The organism is Pseudomonas sp. MONT-RG-20F-20-E-7-02, from assembly GCF_022662395.1.
GTDB lineage: Bacteria > Pseudomonadota > Gammaproteobacteria > Pseudomonadales > Pseudomonadaceae > Aquipseudomonas.
Window position 1 is genome coordinate 697,313 of the sequence record NZ_JAKNQN010000002.1, and the last position, 18,203, is coordinate 715,515.

Annotated in this window: 13 protein-coding genes and 1 pseudogene; 6 read left to right on the plus strand and 8 right to left on the minus strand. The window is 59.1% G+C overall.

The annotated features are described in order from the left end of the window. The first annotated feature begins 76 nt into the window (after window positions 1-76). Window positions 77-3,622 carry a hypothetical protein gene (locus L8I05_RS08400; RefSeq protein ID WP_242168212.1) on the plus strand — a complete coding sequence of 1,182 codons (3,546 nt, stop codon included), beginning with the start codon at window positions 77-79 and terminating at the stop codon, window positions 3,620-3,622. Between the two features lie 423 nt (window positions 3,623-4,045). Continuing rightward, window positions 4,046-4,330 carry a hypothetical protein gene (locus L8I05_RS08405; RefSeq protein ID WP_242168214.1) on the plus strand — a complete coding sequence of 95 codons (285 nt, stop codon included), beginning with the start codon at window positions 4,046-4,048 and terminating at the stop codon, window positions 4,328-4,330. Window positions 4,331-4,449: 119 nt separating this feature from the next. On the opposite strand, the pseudogene L8I05_RS08410 reads toward L8I05_RS08405, so the two are convergent. After that, window positions 4,450-4,725, minus strand: a pseudogene (locus L8I05_RS08410) (integrase core domain-containing protein); the annotation flags it as partial. A 55-nt stretch (window positions 4,726-4,780) separates the two neighbouring features. On the opposite strand from L8I05_RS08410, the gene L8I05_RS08415 reads away from it, so the two are divergent. After that, complete coding sequence (locus tag L8I05_RS08415; protein ID WP_159954389.1) at window positions 4,781-6,157, plus strand: IS30 family transposase; 1,377 nt, start codon at window positions 4,781-4,783, stop codon at window positions 6,155-6,157. On the opposite strand, the gene L8I05_RS08420 is transcribed toward L8I05_RS08415, so the two are convergent. Next, a complete protein-coding gene (locus tag L8I05_RS08420; protein WP_242168216.1) occupies window positions 6,105-6,737 on the minus strand; it encodes an IS3 family transposase in 633 nt (210 codons plus the stop codon). The two genes, L8I05_RS08415 and L8I05_RS08420, sit on opposite strands and share 53 nt — an antisense overlap. After that, the gene (locus L8I05_RS08425; RefSeq protein WP_242168219.1) at window positions 6,734-7,036 is read right to left on the minus strand and encodes a transposase; all 303 of its coding nucleotides are present in this window, start codon (window positions 7,034-7,036) and stop codon (window positions 6,734-6,736) included. The genes L8I05_RS08420 and L8I05_RS08425 overlap by 4 nt, the downstream gene beginning before the upstream one ends. Window positions 7,037-7,217: 181 nt before the next feature. Between L8I05_RS08425 and L8I05_RS08430 the strand changes: the two genes are divergently transcribed. From L8I05_RS08430 to L8I05_RS08440, 3 genes are read left to right on the plus strand one after another with little or no spacing between them, the layout of a single operon-like run. Next, entirely contained in the window at window positions 7,218-8,459 is a 1,242-nt protein-coding gene (locus tag L8I05_RS08430; RefSeq protein ID WP_242168220.1) for an exonuclease SbcCD subunit D C-terminal domain-containing protein, read from the plus strand. Continuing rightward, window positions 8,456-12,094 (plus strand): AAA family ATPase, encoded by a 3,639-nt coding sequence (locus L8I05_RS08435; RefSeq protein WP_242168222.1) that lies wholly within the window; start codon window positions 8,456-8,458, stop codon window positions 12,092-12,094. Before L8I05_RS08430 ends, L8I05_RS08435 begins: the two co-directional genes overlap by 4 nt. Next, a complete protein-coding gene (locus L8I05_RS08440; protein ID WP_242168224.1) occupies window positions 12,091-12,684 on the plus strand; it encodes a glutathione S-transferase in 594 nt (197 codons plus the stop codon). The genes L8I05_RS08435 and L8I05_RS08440 overlap by 4 nt, the downstream gene beginning before the upstream one ends. 126 nt (window positions 12,685-12,810) lie before the next feature. Here the strand turns inward: L8I05_RS08440 and L8I05_RS08445 are convergent, their stop codons facing one another. The 5 genes from L8I05_RS08445 to L8I05_RS08465 form a co-directional block, all read right to left on the minus strand. Beyond that, window positions 12,811-12,990, minus strand: coding sequence for a hypothetical protein (locus L8I05_RS08445; protein WP_135310086.1), 180 nt, complete (start codon window positions 12,988-12,990; stop codon window positions 12,811-12,813). Window positions 12,991-13,146: 156 nt separating this feature from the next. After that, entirely contained in the window at window positions 13,147-14,322 is a 1,176-nt protein-coding gene (locus L8I05_RS08450) for a lactonase family protein (protein WP_242168226.1), read from the minus strand. Next, window positions 14,309-14,605, minus strand: coding sequence for a DUF5629 family protein (locus L8I05_RS08455; RefSeq protein ID WP_242168228.1), 297 nt, complete (start codon window positions 14,603-14,605; stop codon window positions 14,309-14,311). The genes L8I05_RS08450 and L8I05_RS08455 overlap by 14 nt, the downstream gene beginning before the upstream one ends. Window positions 14,606-14,770: 165 nt before the next feature. Next, a complete protein-coding gene (locus tag L8I05_RS08460) occupies window positions 14,771-17,146 on the minus strand; it encodes an RND family transporter (protein WP_242168230.1) in 2,376 nt (791 codons plus the stop codon). Window positions 17,147-17,161: 15 nt separating this feature from the next. Beyond that, window positions 17,162-18,196: a YCF48-related protein gene (locus L8I05_RS08465; protein ID WP_242168417.1), complete on the minus strand. Its 1,035-nt coding sequence runs from the start codon at window positions 18,194-18,196 to the stop codon at window positions 17,162-17,164. Window positions 18,197-18,203: the final 7 nt, after the last annotated feature.

Sequence of the window (18,203 nt, forward strand, 5' to 3'; positions counted from 1 at the left end):
TTCCCTCCCAAGCGCTTTATTCACCTTGCCCGTCGCGCTAGTCCCGCGCCCCCCTGACCCGCCAAGGTAAATAGCCATGTCTACCGTCCCACTTCCTTATGACGAATCCCTCACCATCCCCTTCCAGCCGTTCGATACTGTGGATCTGACCAAGACCTTGTATCCTGAAAATTCCTCCGAGGGCCTGGGGCGTGAAGCCTTGGTGCCTCGTTCCAGGTGGGGTCTCAACGCTTGGGAAGATCAGACCCCTGGCGACTTAAGGGGCCTATACATGGGCGTTCCGCCCCAGCAGCTAGTCTTGGCCCCTCTTGATAGCCTTGGGCCCATTGACTACTTCTTCGTTGACGCAGACAAGATTCCCGACGGGGACAACCCCTATTTTGCCCGGGTAGTGCGTTTCGGTAACAAACAGGAAAGCCGTTCCGTTCCGAAAACGATGCTGTTCAAACAGTCCATCCCCGGAGGGGAAGACCAGCGGCCTCAGGAGCCATGGCACAGCGGTTTGTTCATGTGGACGGAAGGCCTTGACCTTATTAAAGGTGGGGTCATCAACAAAGAAGTAGCCAAGAACGGTTTCGACTGCCTGTTCCAGCCCTATCTGAACATTCGCCAGAACGACCGCATCATCATTCGATTTGACAATATTTGTGTGGAGCATGTGGTAAGCCCCGATGAGGCCAAGAGCCTTAAGCCCATCAAGGTTCATATCGATAAAGCGACTATCCAACAACTCCCCAAGAACGGTGAAGTGTTGCTCGACTTCACGGTGATAGATGTCGTGGGGAACACACCTGAGGGGAAATACAAGTACTCCAAGCCGATCAAATTTATCAGCGAATTAAACCCCGACCTGTTGCAGTTTCCATTGGTTCAGTTGGGCGACGACCCGCTTGATCAGATCGATCTGGACAGTTTGAAGCAGGACTCGAACCTCAATATAAAAGTCACGCTAAAGGGTTACGACAAGGCGCCGCAGCCACCGCACAAGGTCTATGTCACATTGGTAGCAACCCGGCTGAATAATGACCCCATCACTATCGAGTTGCCGGTGGTTATTGATAGAAACAGGCACAGCGAATTAGTCCCGCTCCCCCAAGAGTACGTTAATAATTTGGCCGACTGGAATCTTCGGATATCGTTCGTGGTGAAAAGCGATGCCGGGGAGTTGCTGGGCACGTCGGGCAGCACCTCAGTGCGCGTGGTGGGCACGGCGACATTGATGGAGGCGCCGAATATCATCCCCTGCGAAGCAGGTTTGTCCCCGGCCAAGACAGAACTCGCAGGCGTCATTCCCAGCTATCAGCCCCATAACCCGGACTATCTGGAAATTTTTTACGTGGAATCGGCCAGGGCGGATGGGAGCGGCCTACAAATTTCACTGAATCAACTGGCGGGTCCGCAGGGCGGCACACGCCGATTGACCGCGCAGGCGCTGAGCGTGTTCGAGGGGCGCGGCCCGCTCTACGCTTATTATGAAACGATCAACGAAGACCAGATCCCTTCAGTTATCCGTCAATCGAAGAGAATGACCTTCGAAATAGGCGAGCGCATCGCAACGCTGCCGCGAATCTATTTAGCCGATGCCGTCGACGACAACATCGACCCGAACACGTTGGTGTATGACAGCACATCGATGTACATCCCCGTGGCCAGCACGGTTAACGGCGACCGAGTGGAGTGGTCGGTTACAGGCAAGGACAAAAGGAGTTCAACCAGCGGCGTTATCAAGATTACCAAATCGCTCGAAGGGCCTGGTTTACCCAAACTGGAAATCCCCTTGGATGTAAAGATTATCACCGATAATTTAAATGGCAGCCTCCTGTGCACCTACAGCGTCATCAAGGCTGGGCAGCCCCCCAAGGTTTTGCGCTCTGAGCTCTATGAAGTCACCATCGGCCTGCCAGTGGTACTCACCTCGCTTGAAGTGCTGGAAGCGGATCCCAAAGAGCGCACCCTTGCGCCCAAAGACGTCATCAATGGTGCCACCGTGGAGATGAAGTACTCGACGGCGCGGGCCACTGACCGGATTGCTTTCGAGTGGAAGGGACAATACGACGTCAGCCGATATCAAACGGTCGTGTCGGCCGACCCGAAGGCCAAGAGCGTCAAGATCACTATTCCTGCAGATGTGATTGCCAAGGGCATTCGCCAGGACGGCAATAACATTGAAATCACCTGCAAGATTATGCGCGGAAAGTTCCATTACGCGTTTGCGCCGTTAAAAGTGCGCCTGTTGGCACTCAAGTCGCTGCCTGCACCGCGTATCAGCGGGCAGGAGAACACCACCGTGTTGCCCGTGGACTTACTGGATGTATCGGCTCGAATTTTAGTAGCGATTTGGGAGTTTATGCGTGTGGGCCAACACATGTGGCTGGAGTGTTCGGGTACCTTTGCGGATGGAACGCCGTATACCGAGAACATCTTTACCGCCAATGAAGTCACCACAGACAACCTGACCAAGGGCGTGACGCTGAGCTTGCCGGTGGACAAGGTGCGCAACCTCCAGGACGGATCGCACTTCGAAATCAAGTTTTGGGTGAGCTTCCCGGGCCTTCCTCTTCTGCATACGGCGACCCTGTTCAACACGGCAAGTTTTATCATCCAACAACTGCCGGCTTCGTTGCCTTACCCAACCCTCAACGGCGTCTCCAGTACGGCGCAAGAGACGACGGTTGACCCGCTGACAATTCAGAACAACACCAGTGTCACGGTGAAATACCCAGGCATGCTGGCCACGGATATCATCCCGCTGTGCTGGGTCTTCGAAAATGGCACTCAGTATCAAACCACACTCAAGGGGCAGGCAAGTGGCTCAGTGGTGGTTGATCTGACGGCCGCTCAGGTGTTGCACAACAGTGTGAACAGCAGGGTGCAGTTAAAGTATTCCGTGGTGCGCGGCGCCAAAATTACGCAGTCTAATGTTCAGACCATCACCGTCGGCACTATTGCGCAGGCCAACTTACCCAGGGCGCTGATTAATGGCCTGGCCTCGGGTACGGCGCTTGTTTTGAACAGCATCAAGGGCAATGCCACAGCGGCATTGGCCATATGGCCGCTGATTAAAGCTGGGCAACGGGTATGGTTGAGCCTTATTAGGGATGGAGGGGAGTTGAAGGTGCTGGAGGGTTATCCCATCACCGCCGCAGAGGCCAGGGAGGGCTTATCCGGCCTGCCAGTATCGCGTGATTGGATAGCGGGCGTGCCGCATAACAAAGCAGTTACGGTGAAGGTGTGGGTGGCGTTTGATGGCACTGATAACAGGCCGGGGAGCGTTGAATTTCCGCCGACCACTCACACGGCGAACACCCGGGTCAACCCTCCAGTTATCACGATTGGGATCGTGGCGTCATCGGGCAGAGGCATTTACAACGGAGGTTCCACCACTGCCGCGGAAGGCCTTGCAACAGAAATTCACGGCACTTGCGATGCTCGTCCCTTCGCCAGAGGGATAAGAATCGGTCCCTACGCCGGGGGCGGTTACGGGATCCAGATTCCCGCAGGTACCACGACATGGAAATGCTGGACGTTGTGGTATTCCTGGAACCCCCAAGACATTTATGTTGTTGATAGCTCGCCAGGTTCCGACGTTTATTCCGCCCCCTTTAGAATATACAGGGGCTAATTGAACGGGTTTGTTTGCCCGAAAATAGTGCTTGGGTAAAACAACCGGGGCAGCTCTACTTAGCGGTAGGCTGCCCCTTTTTCATCGCCCCACGCACGCTGGGGGACATGCATGGTTAAAGGCCAGCAATCCATATCCCTTTAATTTGCAGGACGTTTCCTAGACAATCCTTTGGCCTTGCGCCTGCTCAGTCCACTGGCTAGCCTTCGCTCCGTCGCTGCATATCAGCGATCAGGAGTGAGATCCTGTGAACGGAGTGCCAAGTGCCACAACCGCGAGCAACATGCTCTATGGCGGCTGTGTGCGGGCAGACTTAGGTCTGGCCGGGTGCTCCTGACCGGTTATCTCACCCCGCACATAGCTGCCACCTTTTGTCGAGTGAGATCTGCAAAAGAATGGCTCCCAAACTTAGGAGTTTCATTCATGAAAAAAATCGTCCCAGACCCACCCCGCGAAATCTTCGAGCGCGCCCTGAGCCACTATCTGCAACCCGACTCACCGCCCTCGTTCACCGTCCATCACGACCTCAGCTTCGAAGACGCCCTCGCCCAACTCTGCGACCTGTTGCGCTGCGCTGCCGCCACCGCCGCCGTTTCCACCCAAGCGCTGACCGGCGATCAACGCGACATTGCCGGCGCCACCGAGCACCTGATCATCCAGGCCAAAACCCTCGCCGACCGCGCACTGAACTGCCTGCACGCCGCGTAACCCTCTGTGGGAGCTGGCTTGCTCGCGAAGGCGGTGTGTCAGTCACACATGTACTGACTGAACCACCGCCTTCGCGGGCAAGCTGAACTGGTCAAGTAATCTTGGACACCATTTAAGGTTCACGCCGCCAGTCTCTCCCTGACGACCGGCGACCGGTAACCGTTGTAACTGTGAGGCCTGGTGATGTTGTAGCGCGAGACATAACGCTGCACATCCGCCCGGGCCTCATGCTCTGACGCGTAGCCCGTTTCGGGCACCCACTCTGATTTCAAACTTCCGAAGAAACGCTCCATCGGAGCGTTATCCCAGCATTCGCCTTTACGACTCATGCTTTGCCGCAGGCCATGCTCCAGCAGCTCATTCCTGAACTTATGGCTGGTGTACTGGGCGGATTCAACCGGTCGTCGCAACACCTTGTTCGAGGTGTTTATGGGACGACCCGCAGGATGGATGCAAAAATTGACGGGCCGGGGAGCGATGCGTTCTCCAGGTGCGCCCTCACTTCGTAATGAGATCGAGCGGCTATTTTGGGTGCAGATTGCAACAGGCATCACAAGCGAAAAGGCAGCACATGCCGTTGGCGTATCAACAGCGGTAGGTACACGCTGGTTCCGTCATCGCGGCGGGATGCCATTATTCATGTCGAATCACATATCAGGACGATACTTATCGTTTGCAGAGCGAGAAGAGATTGGGCTGCTTCGAGCGCAAAGTATTGGCGTTCGTGAGATCGCCCGTCGCCTTGGACGAAGCCCATCGACAATTTCACGGGAGCTGACACGAAATGCTGCTACCCGTTGCGGTCGGCTTGAATATCGAGCGTCAGTAGCGCAATGGAAGGCAGAACTGGTGGCCAAGAGGCCGAAACCAGCGAAATTGGTCACTAACCCGCGACTGCACCAGTACGTACGCGACCGCCTTGAGGGCAAGGTTCAAGACGCCGATGGTCGTGAGATTTCTGGGCCTCGGCAAGCACCCTTCAAAGGCCGAAATAAACCGCATCGCAGTGACCGTAAATGGGTCAATGGCTGGTCGCCTGAACAAATTGCCAACCGGCTCCAGATCGATTTTCCGGATGATGAATCCATGCGCATCTCTCATGAAGCCATATATCAGGCGCTCTACATTCAGGGTCGAGGAGCTCTCAAGCGCGAACTGGTGAGCTGCCTGCGCTCAGGACGCGCATTGCGCGTGCCGAGAGCCAGAGCGCAGGCCAAAGTGTGGGCACATGTCAGCGAGGACGTCATGATCTCCAGTCGCCCTGCTGAGGTAGAAGATCGGGCTGTACCCGGGCATTGGGAGGGCGACCTGATCATCGGTCTGAACCGGTCTGCGATTGGAACTCTGGTCGAGCGCTCAACTCGATTTACCATGCTCGTCCATCTGCCTCGCGAGAAAGGTTATGGGCTAATTCCCCGCACGAAGAACGGCCCGGCGCTGGCTGGCTATGGGGCTGTTAGTATGGCCAACGCATTGAAGAAGACGGTGACTGATCTTCCCATCGAGCTGTGGCGATCTTTGACCTGGGATCGTGGAAAGGAGCTGTCGGATCACGCTCGATTTACCATCGAGTCCGGAGTAAAGGTTTTCTTTGCTGATCCACATAGTCCATGGCAGCGCGGTACAAACGAAAATACGAACGGCCTTCTACGGCAATACTTCCCGAAAGGCACTGACCTCTCTCGTTGGAGTGCCCAAGAATTACAGGCGGTAGCTCACGTACTTAACACTAGACCTCGAAAAACACTCGGCTGGAAAACACCTGCCGAAGCACTCAATGAGTATCTAAAGTCTGTACAACAATCCAGTGTTGCGACGACCGGTTGAATCCGCCCTGACAACCCTGGTCTGAGTGAAACAGCACCTCTTTAGGGCGACCTCTAAGCTCAACAGCCATCCGCAAAGCCTCGCACGTCAGCGTGGCATCGGAAATCATTGAAAACGACCAGCCCACGATCCGGCGGGCGAACAAATCCAGAACCGCAGCGAAATACAGCCATCGCTTGCCAACCTTGATGTACGTCACGTCGCCGCACCACACCTGATTGACCGCCGTGACATCAAACTTACGCTTGAGCACGTGCGGAGCCACCAAGGCCTCCACGCCGGGCGATTTGTACTTGTGACGTCGGCGCTGACGGCTGGCGATCCCAGCTTCGCGCATCAAACTGCGAGCCAAGTACCGCCCGATGCGATGCCCTTTCTCTTGCAGCTCCTTCGCCAAAGTCCTCGCTCCCGCAGACGCCCGCGATGCCTTGTGATGCCTGACCAGCGCGGCCTTGAGCTTCTCCCGCTCAGGATTTGCTTTGCCTTGGCGCTGACGCCAAGCGTAAAAGCTGCTTCGGTTGACGCTAAACACCCGGCAACACCTGATCACGCCGTACTGCTCGTCCAGCTCATCGATCAACGTGAATGATCTTTGGCGTCCAACAGCAGGAGAGCACTGGCCTTTTTTAGGATTTCGATATCCAGGTCTTTCTCTCTAAGCAAGGCTTTGAGCCTCTGAATCTCTCGCTGATCTGCGGTAATCGCCTTGGCACCTACCGGCGTCGAACCCAGGCGTTCTTTGCGCACCTGATCGACCCAGCGGCGCAAGGCTGTGGGGCCAATATCTAAACTGGCGCACACCTCGGGAACCTGCTGACCTTCGTCCAGCACCATGCTGGCAGCCTTGAGCTTGAACTCACTCGAATAAGATTTACGCATAGCCAAACACCTCAGATTTGGGCGCCATCATAGCGCCCGATTGAAGTGTCCAAAATCATTAGGCCAGTTCAAGCCCGCTCCCACATTGGATCTGCCACATTGGATCTTGGTCAGCCGCGGGCACCGAGTGGGCTTTTACAGGTAAACTCCCCTCCTTTTCATCTTCTCCACGGAGTTCGCCTTGCGTCTGTTCCACACCTCCGACTGGCACCTCGGCCAAAACCTGCATGGCCAGGAACGCGACTTCGAACACGCCTGTTTTCTTGAGTGGCTACTGGGCCAGTTAACAGCCCATCAGCCGGATGTGCTGCTGATCGCCGGCGATATCTTCGACACGGTCAACCCGCCGCTCAAGGCCCAGGAGCGTCTGTATGACTTCATCATCAGCGCCCACGAACAAAACCCCACACTCACGATTGTGATGATCGCCGGCAACCACGACTCCGGTTCGCGCATCGAATTGCCCGCGCCGTTGATGCGCCGCCTGCGCACCCATGCGCTGGGTCGCGTGCTATGGCTGGATGATGGCCAGCTGGATGCCGAGCGCCTGCTGATCCCGCTGCCTGACGCCAAGGGCAAGATCGCCGCCTGGTGCCTGGCGCTGCCGTTTTTGCGCCCGGCGGAAGTCACCGGCGCGCACTTGGGCGATGATTACCTGCGCGGTATCGGCCAGGTGCATGAGTGGCTGATCGCCGCCGCCAATGCCAAACGCAAAAAAGGCCAGGCGCTGATTGCTATCAGCCATGCACACATGGCCGGTGGTTCGGTGTCGGAAGACTCCGAGCGCAGCCTGATCATCGGCAATGCCGAGGCGCTGCCGGCCACACTGTTCGACAAAAGTGTCGGCTATGTTGCCCTCGGCCACTTGCACAAGCCGCAAAAGGTCAACGGCGAAGAGCGCATTCGCTACAGTGGCTCGCCGATTCCGCTGTCGTTTTCCGAAATCGGCTACAAGCACCAGGTGCTCGACGTGACGTTCCAGGGCCAATGCCTGGTGAGTGTCGAACCGCTGCTGATCCCCCGCTCGGTCGACCTGCAACGCCTCGAAGCCGCGCCGCTGGCGGATATCCTCACGCAGTTGGCGCAGTTGCCCGACGTCGACCTGCTCGCCGAAACCCAACGCCACCCGTGGCTGGAAGTCCGTGTGCGGCTCGACGAACCGCAGCCGGACCTGCGCCAGCAAATCGAAAGCGCCTTGCAGGGCAAGGCCGTGCGGCTGGTGCGCATTGCCGCCGAATACGCCGGCAAACGCGGCAGCGACGCCACTGAAGACGAGCGCCTGATCGAACTCGACCAGCTCACGCCCCAGGAACTGTTCAGCCGCGCCTGGCAGGACAACTACGGCAGTGAAGTGGATGAACAAACCTTGAAGGACTTCGCCGTGCTGCTCCAGGAAGTGCAACAGGAGGGCGAACAGCCATGAAGATCCTCGCCATCCGCCTGAAAAACCTCGCCTCGCTGGCGGGGCCGTTTGAAATCGACTTTACCGCCGAGCCACTGGCCAGCGCCGGGTTGTTCGCCATTACCGGGCCGACCGGCGCGGGTAAAAGTACCCTGCTGGATGCATTGTGCCTGGCGCTGTTTGGCGCGGTGCCGCGCCTGGGTGACACCGGCCAGGCAAAAATGCCGGATGCCGACAGCGATATTTCCATCGGCGACCCGCGCACCTTGCTGCGACGCGGCACCGGTGGCGGTTATGCCGAGGTGGATTTTGTCGGCGTCAGCGGCCGTCGCTACCGCGCGCGTTGGGAAGCCAACCGCGCCCGCGACAAGGCCAGCGGCAAATTGCAGAACAGCCGACAAAGCCTGATCGACCTCGACAGCGACCAACTGCTGGCCAGCCAGAAGACCGAATACAAAACCCAACTGGAACTGGCCCTGGGCCTGAATTTCGAGCAGTTCACCCGTGCGGTGTTGCTGGCGCAAAGCGAGTTCAGTGCGTTCCTCAAGGCCAATGACAACGAGCGCAGTGAACTGCTCGAAAAGCTCACCGACACCGCGCTCTACACCCAGCTGGGCCGCCGCGCCTTCGACAAGGCCAAGGATGCCAAGGACGCGCACAAACAGCTGCAAGACCAGGCCACCGGCGTTGTGCCCCTGGCTGGCGAAGCGCGTGCCGAACTCGATCAGCAGTTGGCAGACGCCCAGCAGCAGCTCAAGACTCAACAAGCCCAGCTCAAGCAGTTGGAGTTGCAGCACACCTGGCTCAAGGAACTGCGCGAATGGCAGGAACGCCAGCACAGTGCGACTGAGCAACTGCAACGCGCGCAAGCCGATTGGGAGAGCCAGGGCCCGCAGCGCCAGGACTTGAGCCGCCTGGAACAACTGGCGCCGCAACGCCATCAATTTGCTCGACAGGCCGAACTTGGCACGTTGCTGACGCCGCTCGCCGCGCAGATTCTGCAGCACCTTGAGCAGCAAACCGCACTGCATACCCGCCAGGAGCAGGCGCAACAACAGCTAGCGGCTGCTCAGGCGGCACTGGCTGACGCCCTGAAACACCAGGCCGACGCCGTGCCCTTGCTGCGTCAGGCGTTTGAAGAACAAAGCACCCTCGCCCACCTGACCAAGGACTTGGCCAAACGCAGCGAGGACAAGCAGCAACAGGAAAGCGCCTGTAGCGAAGGCCAAGCGTTGTTGAAGGGCTTGCAGGACAAGCACAGCCACGTCGCCGAACGCTTGCAGCGCCTGGCCGCCGAGCTTGAGCGCAGCGCACCGTTGGCGCCGCTGAGCGATGCCTGGGGCGCTTACCGCGACCGCCTGCAACAGCTGATGGTCATTGGCAGCCGCCTGAAAAAAGGCCAGGAAGAACTGCCGCAGCTCGAGCAACGCGCCACCCGCGCCGCCGAGCAATTCGCCCAGCAACGCGACGCGTTGGACCTGCTGTATCAGGAAGCCGGCGCCGAGCCACACGCGGTCACCGAACAGATCCAACTGCTCGCCAGCCTCTTGCAGGACAATCGCAAGCAGCAACGCGCCTTTGAAGCGCTGACGCGCCTGTGGGAAAACCAGCAACATCTGGATCAACAGAGCGCCGGCCTCACGCAAAAACTCGCGGACGCGCAGCAGCAGCGCGAACAACTGAACCAGACCGGCCTGCAAACCAAGGCCGAGCTGACCGTCGCCGAGCAAACCTTGACGGTGACCAAGCAACTGCTGGAGCGCCAACGTTTGGCGCGCAGTGCCAGCGTCGAAGAGTTGCGCGAGCAGTTGCAGGATGACCAGCCATGCCCGGTGTGTGGCAGCCATGAGCACCCGTATCACCAGCCCGAAGCCTTGCTGCACAGCCTCGGCCGGCATGACGAAAACGAAGAGGCCACGGCGCAGAAAGCCGTCGATGTGCTCAAGGAAAAGCTCACCGAGCTGCGCGGCGAAGTCGGCGGTTTGATCGCCCAGCAAAAGGAATACCTGCAACAACAGGAGCAGTTGGCGACGCAGCAACAAGCGCTCAAGCCAAGCCTGGACGCGCACCCGCTGGCGGCCTCGCTGTTCAATCAGGACGCCGCCCAGCGCAGCGCCTGGCTGGCCCAGCAATTGGCACAACTGACGCAAAGCATCACTCAGGATGAGCAACGCCAGGGCGCCCTGCTCAACCTGCAACAAAATGCCGGACGTTTGCAGCAGCAACTGCAAGCCGCCCAGGACGCGAGCCAGCAAGCCCGGCAGTTGCTGGTGGACCAGCAGCGCGAGCTGTCCAACGACCGCGAACGCCTCGACGAAGAACTCAATGCCTTCGCCAGCCTGTTGCCCGCCGACACCCTCGATGGCCTGCGCCGCGAACCGGCCGCGACCTTTATGCAACTGGACCAGCAGGTCAGCCAGCGCCTGGAACAGTTGGGCCATCAGCGCGACGAACTGGCTGAACAGCAGGAACGCCAGCAGGCCATCGAGAAACAACAAACCCATCAGCAGCATCGCCAACAGCAACTGGACGCCTTGCTCCAGCAGGTCTCCGAGCTGGCCAGCCAACAACAGGCGGCCCAGGCAAAACTCAGTGCCCTGCTGGGCGATCACGCCAGTGCCGAACAGTGGCAACAGCAGCTGGATCAGGCGGTGGCGCAGTCACGTCAGAGCGAAACCGACGCCAATCAGCAGCTGCAAGACATTCGTGGCGCCCTGATTCAACTGGCCGCCGACCTCAAGGCCCAACAGGAACGCCAAGCGGCACTGAGCGCCGAGCAGCACAACCTCGGCGAGCGCTTGAGTGAATGGCGCACCCTGCACCCCGAACTGGATGACGACGGGCTGACGCGTTTGCTGGCTTTTGATGACGGCCAGGTCAGCGCATTGCGCCAGCAGTTGCAACACAGCGAAAAAGCCGTGGAACAGGCCAAGGTGCTGCTGCAAGAGCGTGAACAACGCCTGGCCGAACACCAGGCCCTGCACAACGGCAACCTGGAAGCCGAACATCTCGAAAGAACCTTGGCTGCGCTCAATCAACAGTTGGCCGACAGCGAGAAACACTGCGCCGAACTGCGCGCACGCCAGCACGAGGACCAACGCCGACAGGACGCCAACCACGCCCTGACCGAACAGATCACCAAGGCCTACGAAGAATGGCAACGCTGGGCCCGCCTGAATGCGCTGATCGGCTCGGCCACCGGCGACACCTTCCGCAAGATCGCCCAGGCTTACAACCTCGATTTGCTGGTGCACCACGCCAACGTGCAATTGCGCCAACTGGTGCGCCGCTATCGCCTCAAACGCGGCGGCAGCATGCTCGGGCTGTTGGTGATGGACACGGAAATGGGCGATGAACTGCGCTCGGTGCATTCGTTGTCGGGTGGCGAGACCTTTTTGGTGTCGTTGGCATTGGCCTTGGGCCTGGCGTCGATGGCTTCCAGCACGTTGAAGATTGAGTCGCTGTTTATCGACGAAGGCTTTGGCAGCCTCGACCCCGAGTCGCTGCAATTGGCGATGGACGCCTTGGACGGCTTGCAGGCCCAGGGCCGCAAGGTGGCGGTGATTTCCCACGTGCAGGAAATGCACGAGCGCATTCCGGTGCAGATCCAGGTCAAGCGCCAGGGCAATGGCTTGAGCACCCTGGAGGTCAAGTGAGCCAGGCGCTGCTGTATTCGTTTCGGCGCTGCCCGTATGCGATGCGGGCGCGCCTGGCGCTGCGCTATTCAGGCGTGGCGGTGCAGATCGTCGAGGTGAGCCTCAAGGCCAAGCCGGCCCAGATGCTTGCACTGTCGCCCAAGGGCACGGTACCGGTGCTGAGTGTGGAGGGTCGGGTGATCGAGGAGAGCCTGGAGATCATGCAATGGGCGCTGGCGCAGCACGATCCCGAGGATTGGTTGCTGGGCGGTGACCCGTCGGCGTTGGAACTGATCGCCGAGAATGACGGGGCATTCAAACATCACTTGAATCGATACAAGTACGCCGAGCGCTACCCGGAGCAGACGATGGAACATTATCGGGCCGAGGGCGAGGTGTTTTTGCAGAAGCTGGAAGGTTTGCTGGCGGGGCGGGAGTTTTTGCTGGCCGACCATTTGAGCCTGGCCGATGTGGCACTGGCGCCGTTTGTGCGCCAGTTTGCGCATGTAGATCGCGAGTGGTTTGCCAGCACGCCGTATCGGCGGTTGCAGGCCTGGCTACGGCGCTTTCTGGAGTCGCCGCTGTTTATTGCCGTAATGGCAAAACCCTGAAACCAACCCAATCAAATGTGGGAGCTGGCTTGCCTGCGATGCTGACGACTCAGTCCAATTGATACACCGAGTTGATTTCATCGCAGGCAAGCCAGCTCCCACATTTGACCGTCGCTCAGTTCACGCTCAATGCTGGGCTTTATGATCCAGTGCGGCGTAGAAGTTGGCGCTTTGTTGCAGGTATTTTTGGGTGTAGGCGCTGGTGCTGGATTTTTTACCGGCAACGTCCACGCTGGCGGCGGCTGGCAATGCCACGGTGGCGGAAACAGCGGAAGCGGCGATGATGGAGAAGAGGTTCAAGTTCATGTCGGTAACCCTTGTGTTCGTTCGTTTAGGTGGCCGGGGAAGGCCTTGGAACCCAACTTACGCCCGAGGGCTGAACCTTAGAAATGCTTTGAAACAGTAGCCGCTATTAATAGAATTAATACACAGGGTCAGGCCCCGCACTGCGGGGCCTGTGGCTTATTGACGCACCAGGAACTTGAGGTCGCTGGGGGCATCAATCGGCAATTTCTGCACGGTTTTACCCAGCAGGCCGGTCTTGGGGTCACGTTCGACCACTACGATTTCATTGCTTTTCTGGTTGGCGATCAGCAAAAACTTGCCGCTCGGGTCCAGGCTGAACTCGCGCGGGTGGTCGCCTTCAACCGAACGGCGCTGCAGTTCCTTGAGGTGTGCGGTGGCCGGGTCGATGCTGAACACCAGCACTTGGTTGGCGGTGCCACGGTTGCTCACGTAGAGGAATTTGCCATCACTTGAAGCGTGCACAGCCGCACCCGCTTTGTCGGACACCGGTTGCCCGGCAGCAAACTCTACCAACTGGGTCTGGCTGAGCTTGCCGTCGTTGTAGTCGTATACCGCGACCTGCGCGCTCATCTCGGTGGTCAGCCAGGCATGTTTGCCATCGGCGCTGAACAGCAAGTGACGCGGGCCACTGCCCGGTGGCAACTGAACGAAGGACGGATCGGCCAAGGTTAATGGCAGTTCGTGGTTGGCCTTGGGGTCGTAGCGGTAGGCAAATACCTTGTCGGCGCCCAAGTCCTGCACGAACACGTATTTGCCGTCCGGCGATGACACCACCGAGTGCACGTGGTTGGAGGCCTGGCGCTCAGGGTTCACGCGACTGGACGGATGCCCGCTGAGTTGCACCGGCGCCGACAGCTTGCCATTGGCGTCGACCGGCAGCACAGCAAGGCTGCCGCCCGGGTCTTCGAGCACCGAATAGTTGGCCACGAACAGGTAGCGGCCATCGGCAGCGAGGCTGGAATGGGTCGGCTCATTGCCCAGGCTCTGCACCTGGTTGATCAGGCTGAGCTGATGATTCTGCGGGTCGATGCTGTAACTGCTGACACGGCCGACCGGGTCTTTCTGGCCTGGGCCGTTTTCGTTGACCACAAACAGGTGCTTCTGGTCTTTGGAAATCGTCAGCCACGAAGGGTTGGCCGCTTTGGCCGCCAGCACAGGCGTGCCGCTGAATTGACCGGTACGGCTGTCAAATTGCAGGCGGTAGATACCTTCGCTGGTGCCTGCGGTGTAGCTGCCCACCAGCAGTTCATAGGTGTCGGCCGGCGCGGCTTGCACCGACATCGCGCCGACACTGCCTGCCATTAGCAGGGGCCAGAATTTACGCATCATCATCCGCTTCGTCCTCGTCATTATTGTTGCCGGTGACGCCGCTCATGCAGACCAGGCGATGCTCGCCCGAGTCACCGGTAAGGGTCCAGCTTTGCAACGATTGATCAAAGATCGCCGCGTTGACTTGCTCCAGGCTGAAACTCCAGCGTTTCTCGGCCCGACCGTCCATGCAGATGATCAGCAACTTCTGGTCGTCCAGGCTGAAGTCAAAGGTGTGCAGCCCATCGATTTCAACCATCTGGCAGTCTTTAAAAGCGTCGAGCAAGGTAGCGGTGTCAGCAGTCATGGCAGTCAATCATTTGGGGAAAGTGCCAATGATAGCCCACGCCGCATAGGTTGGACCTGGAATTAATGTGGGAGCGGGCTTGCTCGCGAAAGCGGTAGTTCAGTCTATGCATCTGGCGACTGACACACCGCATTCGCGAGCAAGCCCGCTCCCACAATTTGACCCCTAGTGCGCAAACAACGAATTGCCCTTCTGCCCCGCCAGCTTCTCCGGCTTGATCAGGAAACGCGCCAGCGCCGGCAACAGCCACAGCGCGCCGAACATGTTCCACAGCAGCATGAAGGTCAGCATCAGGCCCATGTCGGCCTGGAACTTGATCGCCGAGAAGATCCAGGTGCACACGCCGATCGCCAGGCACAGGCCGGTGAACAGCACGGCTTTGCCGGTGGACTTGAGCGTCTGGTAGTACGCCTCTTGCAACGGCAAACCGGCACGCAGGAAGCTTTCCAGGCGGCTGTAGATGTAGATGCCGTAGTCCACGCCAATCCCCACACCCAGCGCCACCACCGGCAAGGTCGCGACCTTGACGCCGATGCCCATGAACGCCATCAGCGCGTTGCCCAGCACCGAGGTCAGCACCAGCGGCAGCACGATGCACAGGGTCGCCGCCCACGAGCGGAAGGTGATCATGCACATGGTCGCCACGCACAGGTACACCAGGATCAGGATGGTCAGCTCGGACTCTTTGATCACCTCGTTGGTGGCCGCCTCAATCCCGGCGTTACCGGCGGCGAGGATGAATTCCAGGCCGTCCTTGTTGTTCTCTTTAGCAAAGTCCTGCACCGCATGCACCGCGCGGTCGAGGGTTTCAGCCTTGTGGTCGTTGAGGAACACCAGCACCGGCGCCAGCGAGCAATTGTTGTTGTACAGGCCATCGGCGCGGGCGATGGAGTTGTTTAACACGTCGGGGTTACGCGACAGGGTTTCCCATTTCAGGTTGCCCTCGTTCATGCCCTTGATCATCTGCTTGGACACGGTCACCAACGAGATCGCCGACTGCACGCCTTCGGTGTTCTGCATCTTCCACATCAACTGGTCGATGGGCGCCATGGCTTCATAGCGTGAGCAGCCTTCGGGCGGGGTCTTGACCATCACCACCAGCACGTCGGAGCTGGTGGAGTAGTTGTTGATGATGAAGTTGTTGTCTTTGTTGTAGCGCGAGTCGGGGCGCAGTTCCGGCGCGCCTTGGTCGAGGTCGCCGATTTTCAGGTTCTGGCTGTACCAGAGGCCGCCACCGAAGGCGATCAGCGCCAACAGGATCGACACTGGCGCGACTTTGGGGCTGGCGAATTTGGACAGCAGGCGCCAGAACGGGTGTTCGCGGTGCGCGTCCTTTTTGCTCTTGGCGATGGCGCGTTTGCTGATGCCGACGTAGGAAATCGCCACCGGCAGCAGGATCAGGTTGGTGAACACGATCACCGCTACGCCGATGGAAGCGCCGATGGCCAGCTCGCGGATCACACCGATGTCGATGATCAGCAGGGTGATAAAACCCACTGCGTCCGCAAGGATCGCGATCATGCCCGGCAGGAACAGTTGCCGGAACGTGCGCCGGGCCGCCGTCAGCGCGTTGTCCGCCTCGCTCGATTGCAGCGCGATGCCGTTGATCTTCTGCACGCCGTGGGAAATACCGATGGCGAAGATCAGGAACGGCACCAGCATCGAATACGGATCGAGGCCAAAACCAAAGAAGTGCATCAAACCGAGTTGCCACACCACCGCCACCAGCGTGGTGCTCAACACCGCCACGGTGCTGCGCAGGCAGTTGGTGAACCACAACAGCAGGATCAGAGTGATGACGAACGCGATGCCGAAGAACATCACCACCATCACCAGGCCGTCGATCAGGTCGCCGACCTTCTTGGCGAAGCCGACGATGTGGATCTTGACGTTGGGGTTTTGCGCTTCGAATTTGTCACGGATCTTGTCTTCAAGCTCATGGGAGAACTTGCGGTAGTCCAGGGCGAGTAATTTGCCTTGGTCTTGCGGGTCCGGGTAGGACTCCAGCAGCGGAATGTCGACGATGCTCGACTTGAAGTCGTTAGCCACCAGACGCCCGACCTGGCCGGACTTGAGCACGTTATTGCGCAGTTGGTCGAGGCTTTGCGGCGAGCCGTTGTAGCTTTGCGGGATCACTTCACCGCCGGCAAAGCCTTCCTCGGTGACTTCGGTCCAGCGCACGCTGGGGCTCCACAGCGACTTGAGGCCCGAGCGGTCGACGCCGGAGATGTAGAACACCTCGTCGTTGATCTGGCGCAGGGTCTCCATGTATTCCTTTGAAAAGATATCGCCGTCCTTGGCCTCCACCGAGATGCGCACCGTATTGCCCAGGTTGGCCAGGTCGTTGCGGTGTTCCATCATCTTTTCGATGAAGGGGTGTTTGAGGGGGATCATCTTTTCAAAGCTGGTGGACGGGCGAATCAACGTCGCCTGCCAGAACAGGAAAATGCTCACCAGCAGGCAGATGACGATAACTGCCGGGCGGTTGTTGAAGATCAGGCGCTCAAGAAAGGTCGCTTTATCGTTGTGATGACTGCTCATTCTCTGTCCGCCTTCTTATTGTTTTGTCGGTTCGGCGCCGGTCGGCGTGGCGACACGAACACCGCCCTGCCCGACCAGAATCAAGTTGCCGTTGCCCGCCGCCGTGACCGCCGAGAGTGAAATGCGGTCCGGGCGATTGAACACGCTGAAGGTTTGCCCATCGTCGTGGCTGACCACCACGCTGCCGCCGTTGCCGACCACCACCAGCGAGCCGTCATCAAGCAGCGTGGCGCCCGACAAGCCGAACTCCAGGGCGCCGCGCGCGGCATTCAGTTCAACCTGTTCCCACGTGCTGCCGAAATCCGTGGAGCGGTAAAGATTGCCGCGCAGGCCGTAGGCCAATAGCGTTTGCGCTTGCGCGGTGCTGATCACGCCAAACAGCGAGCCTTCGTACGGGCCTTCGAGCTTTTCCCAGGTCTGGCCGTCGTCGCTGGAGCGGAACATGCTGCCCTGCTCGCCGACGATAAACAGGCCGGCGTCCTTGATGTGAGCGATGGCGTTGAGGTGGAACTGGTCTTCGTTGTCGAGGCGGTCGCTGACGTCTTCCCAGGTGTTGCCGCCGTCGGTGGTTTCGATCAGCGCACCGTAGGCGCCCACGGCCAGGCCGTGCTCGGCGTCCTTGAACCAGATGTCGAGCAGTGGCGCTTCGCGCTTGAGGTCTTGGTATTGCTGAGTCCAGGTGGCGCCGCCGTCGACGCTTGCGAGGATTTGCGCATCATGGCCAACGGCCCAACCGTGTTTGTCGTCGACGAAGAACACCGCCGTGAGCAGTTGCCGAGTCGGCACTTTGGCTTGGGTCCAGGTGCTGCCCTGGTCATCGGAATAGAGGATGTGCCCGCGATCACCGACCGCCACCAGGCGCGAGCCTGCGTGAACCACATCGATCATCAAGCCTTTGGCGGCCTTGGGGGTTTGAATCGCAAATACCGGCTGTGCGATGGCATCGCCGGCGGCCAGCACGGGTGTCGACAGCGCCGCAACCAGCGAGAGCGCTGTGGCCAGCATCGCAACCCGGCGTGCGGCGCGCGGGCGGCAAACAACCCAACCCATGACAGGC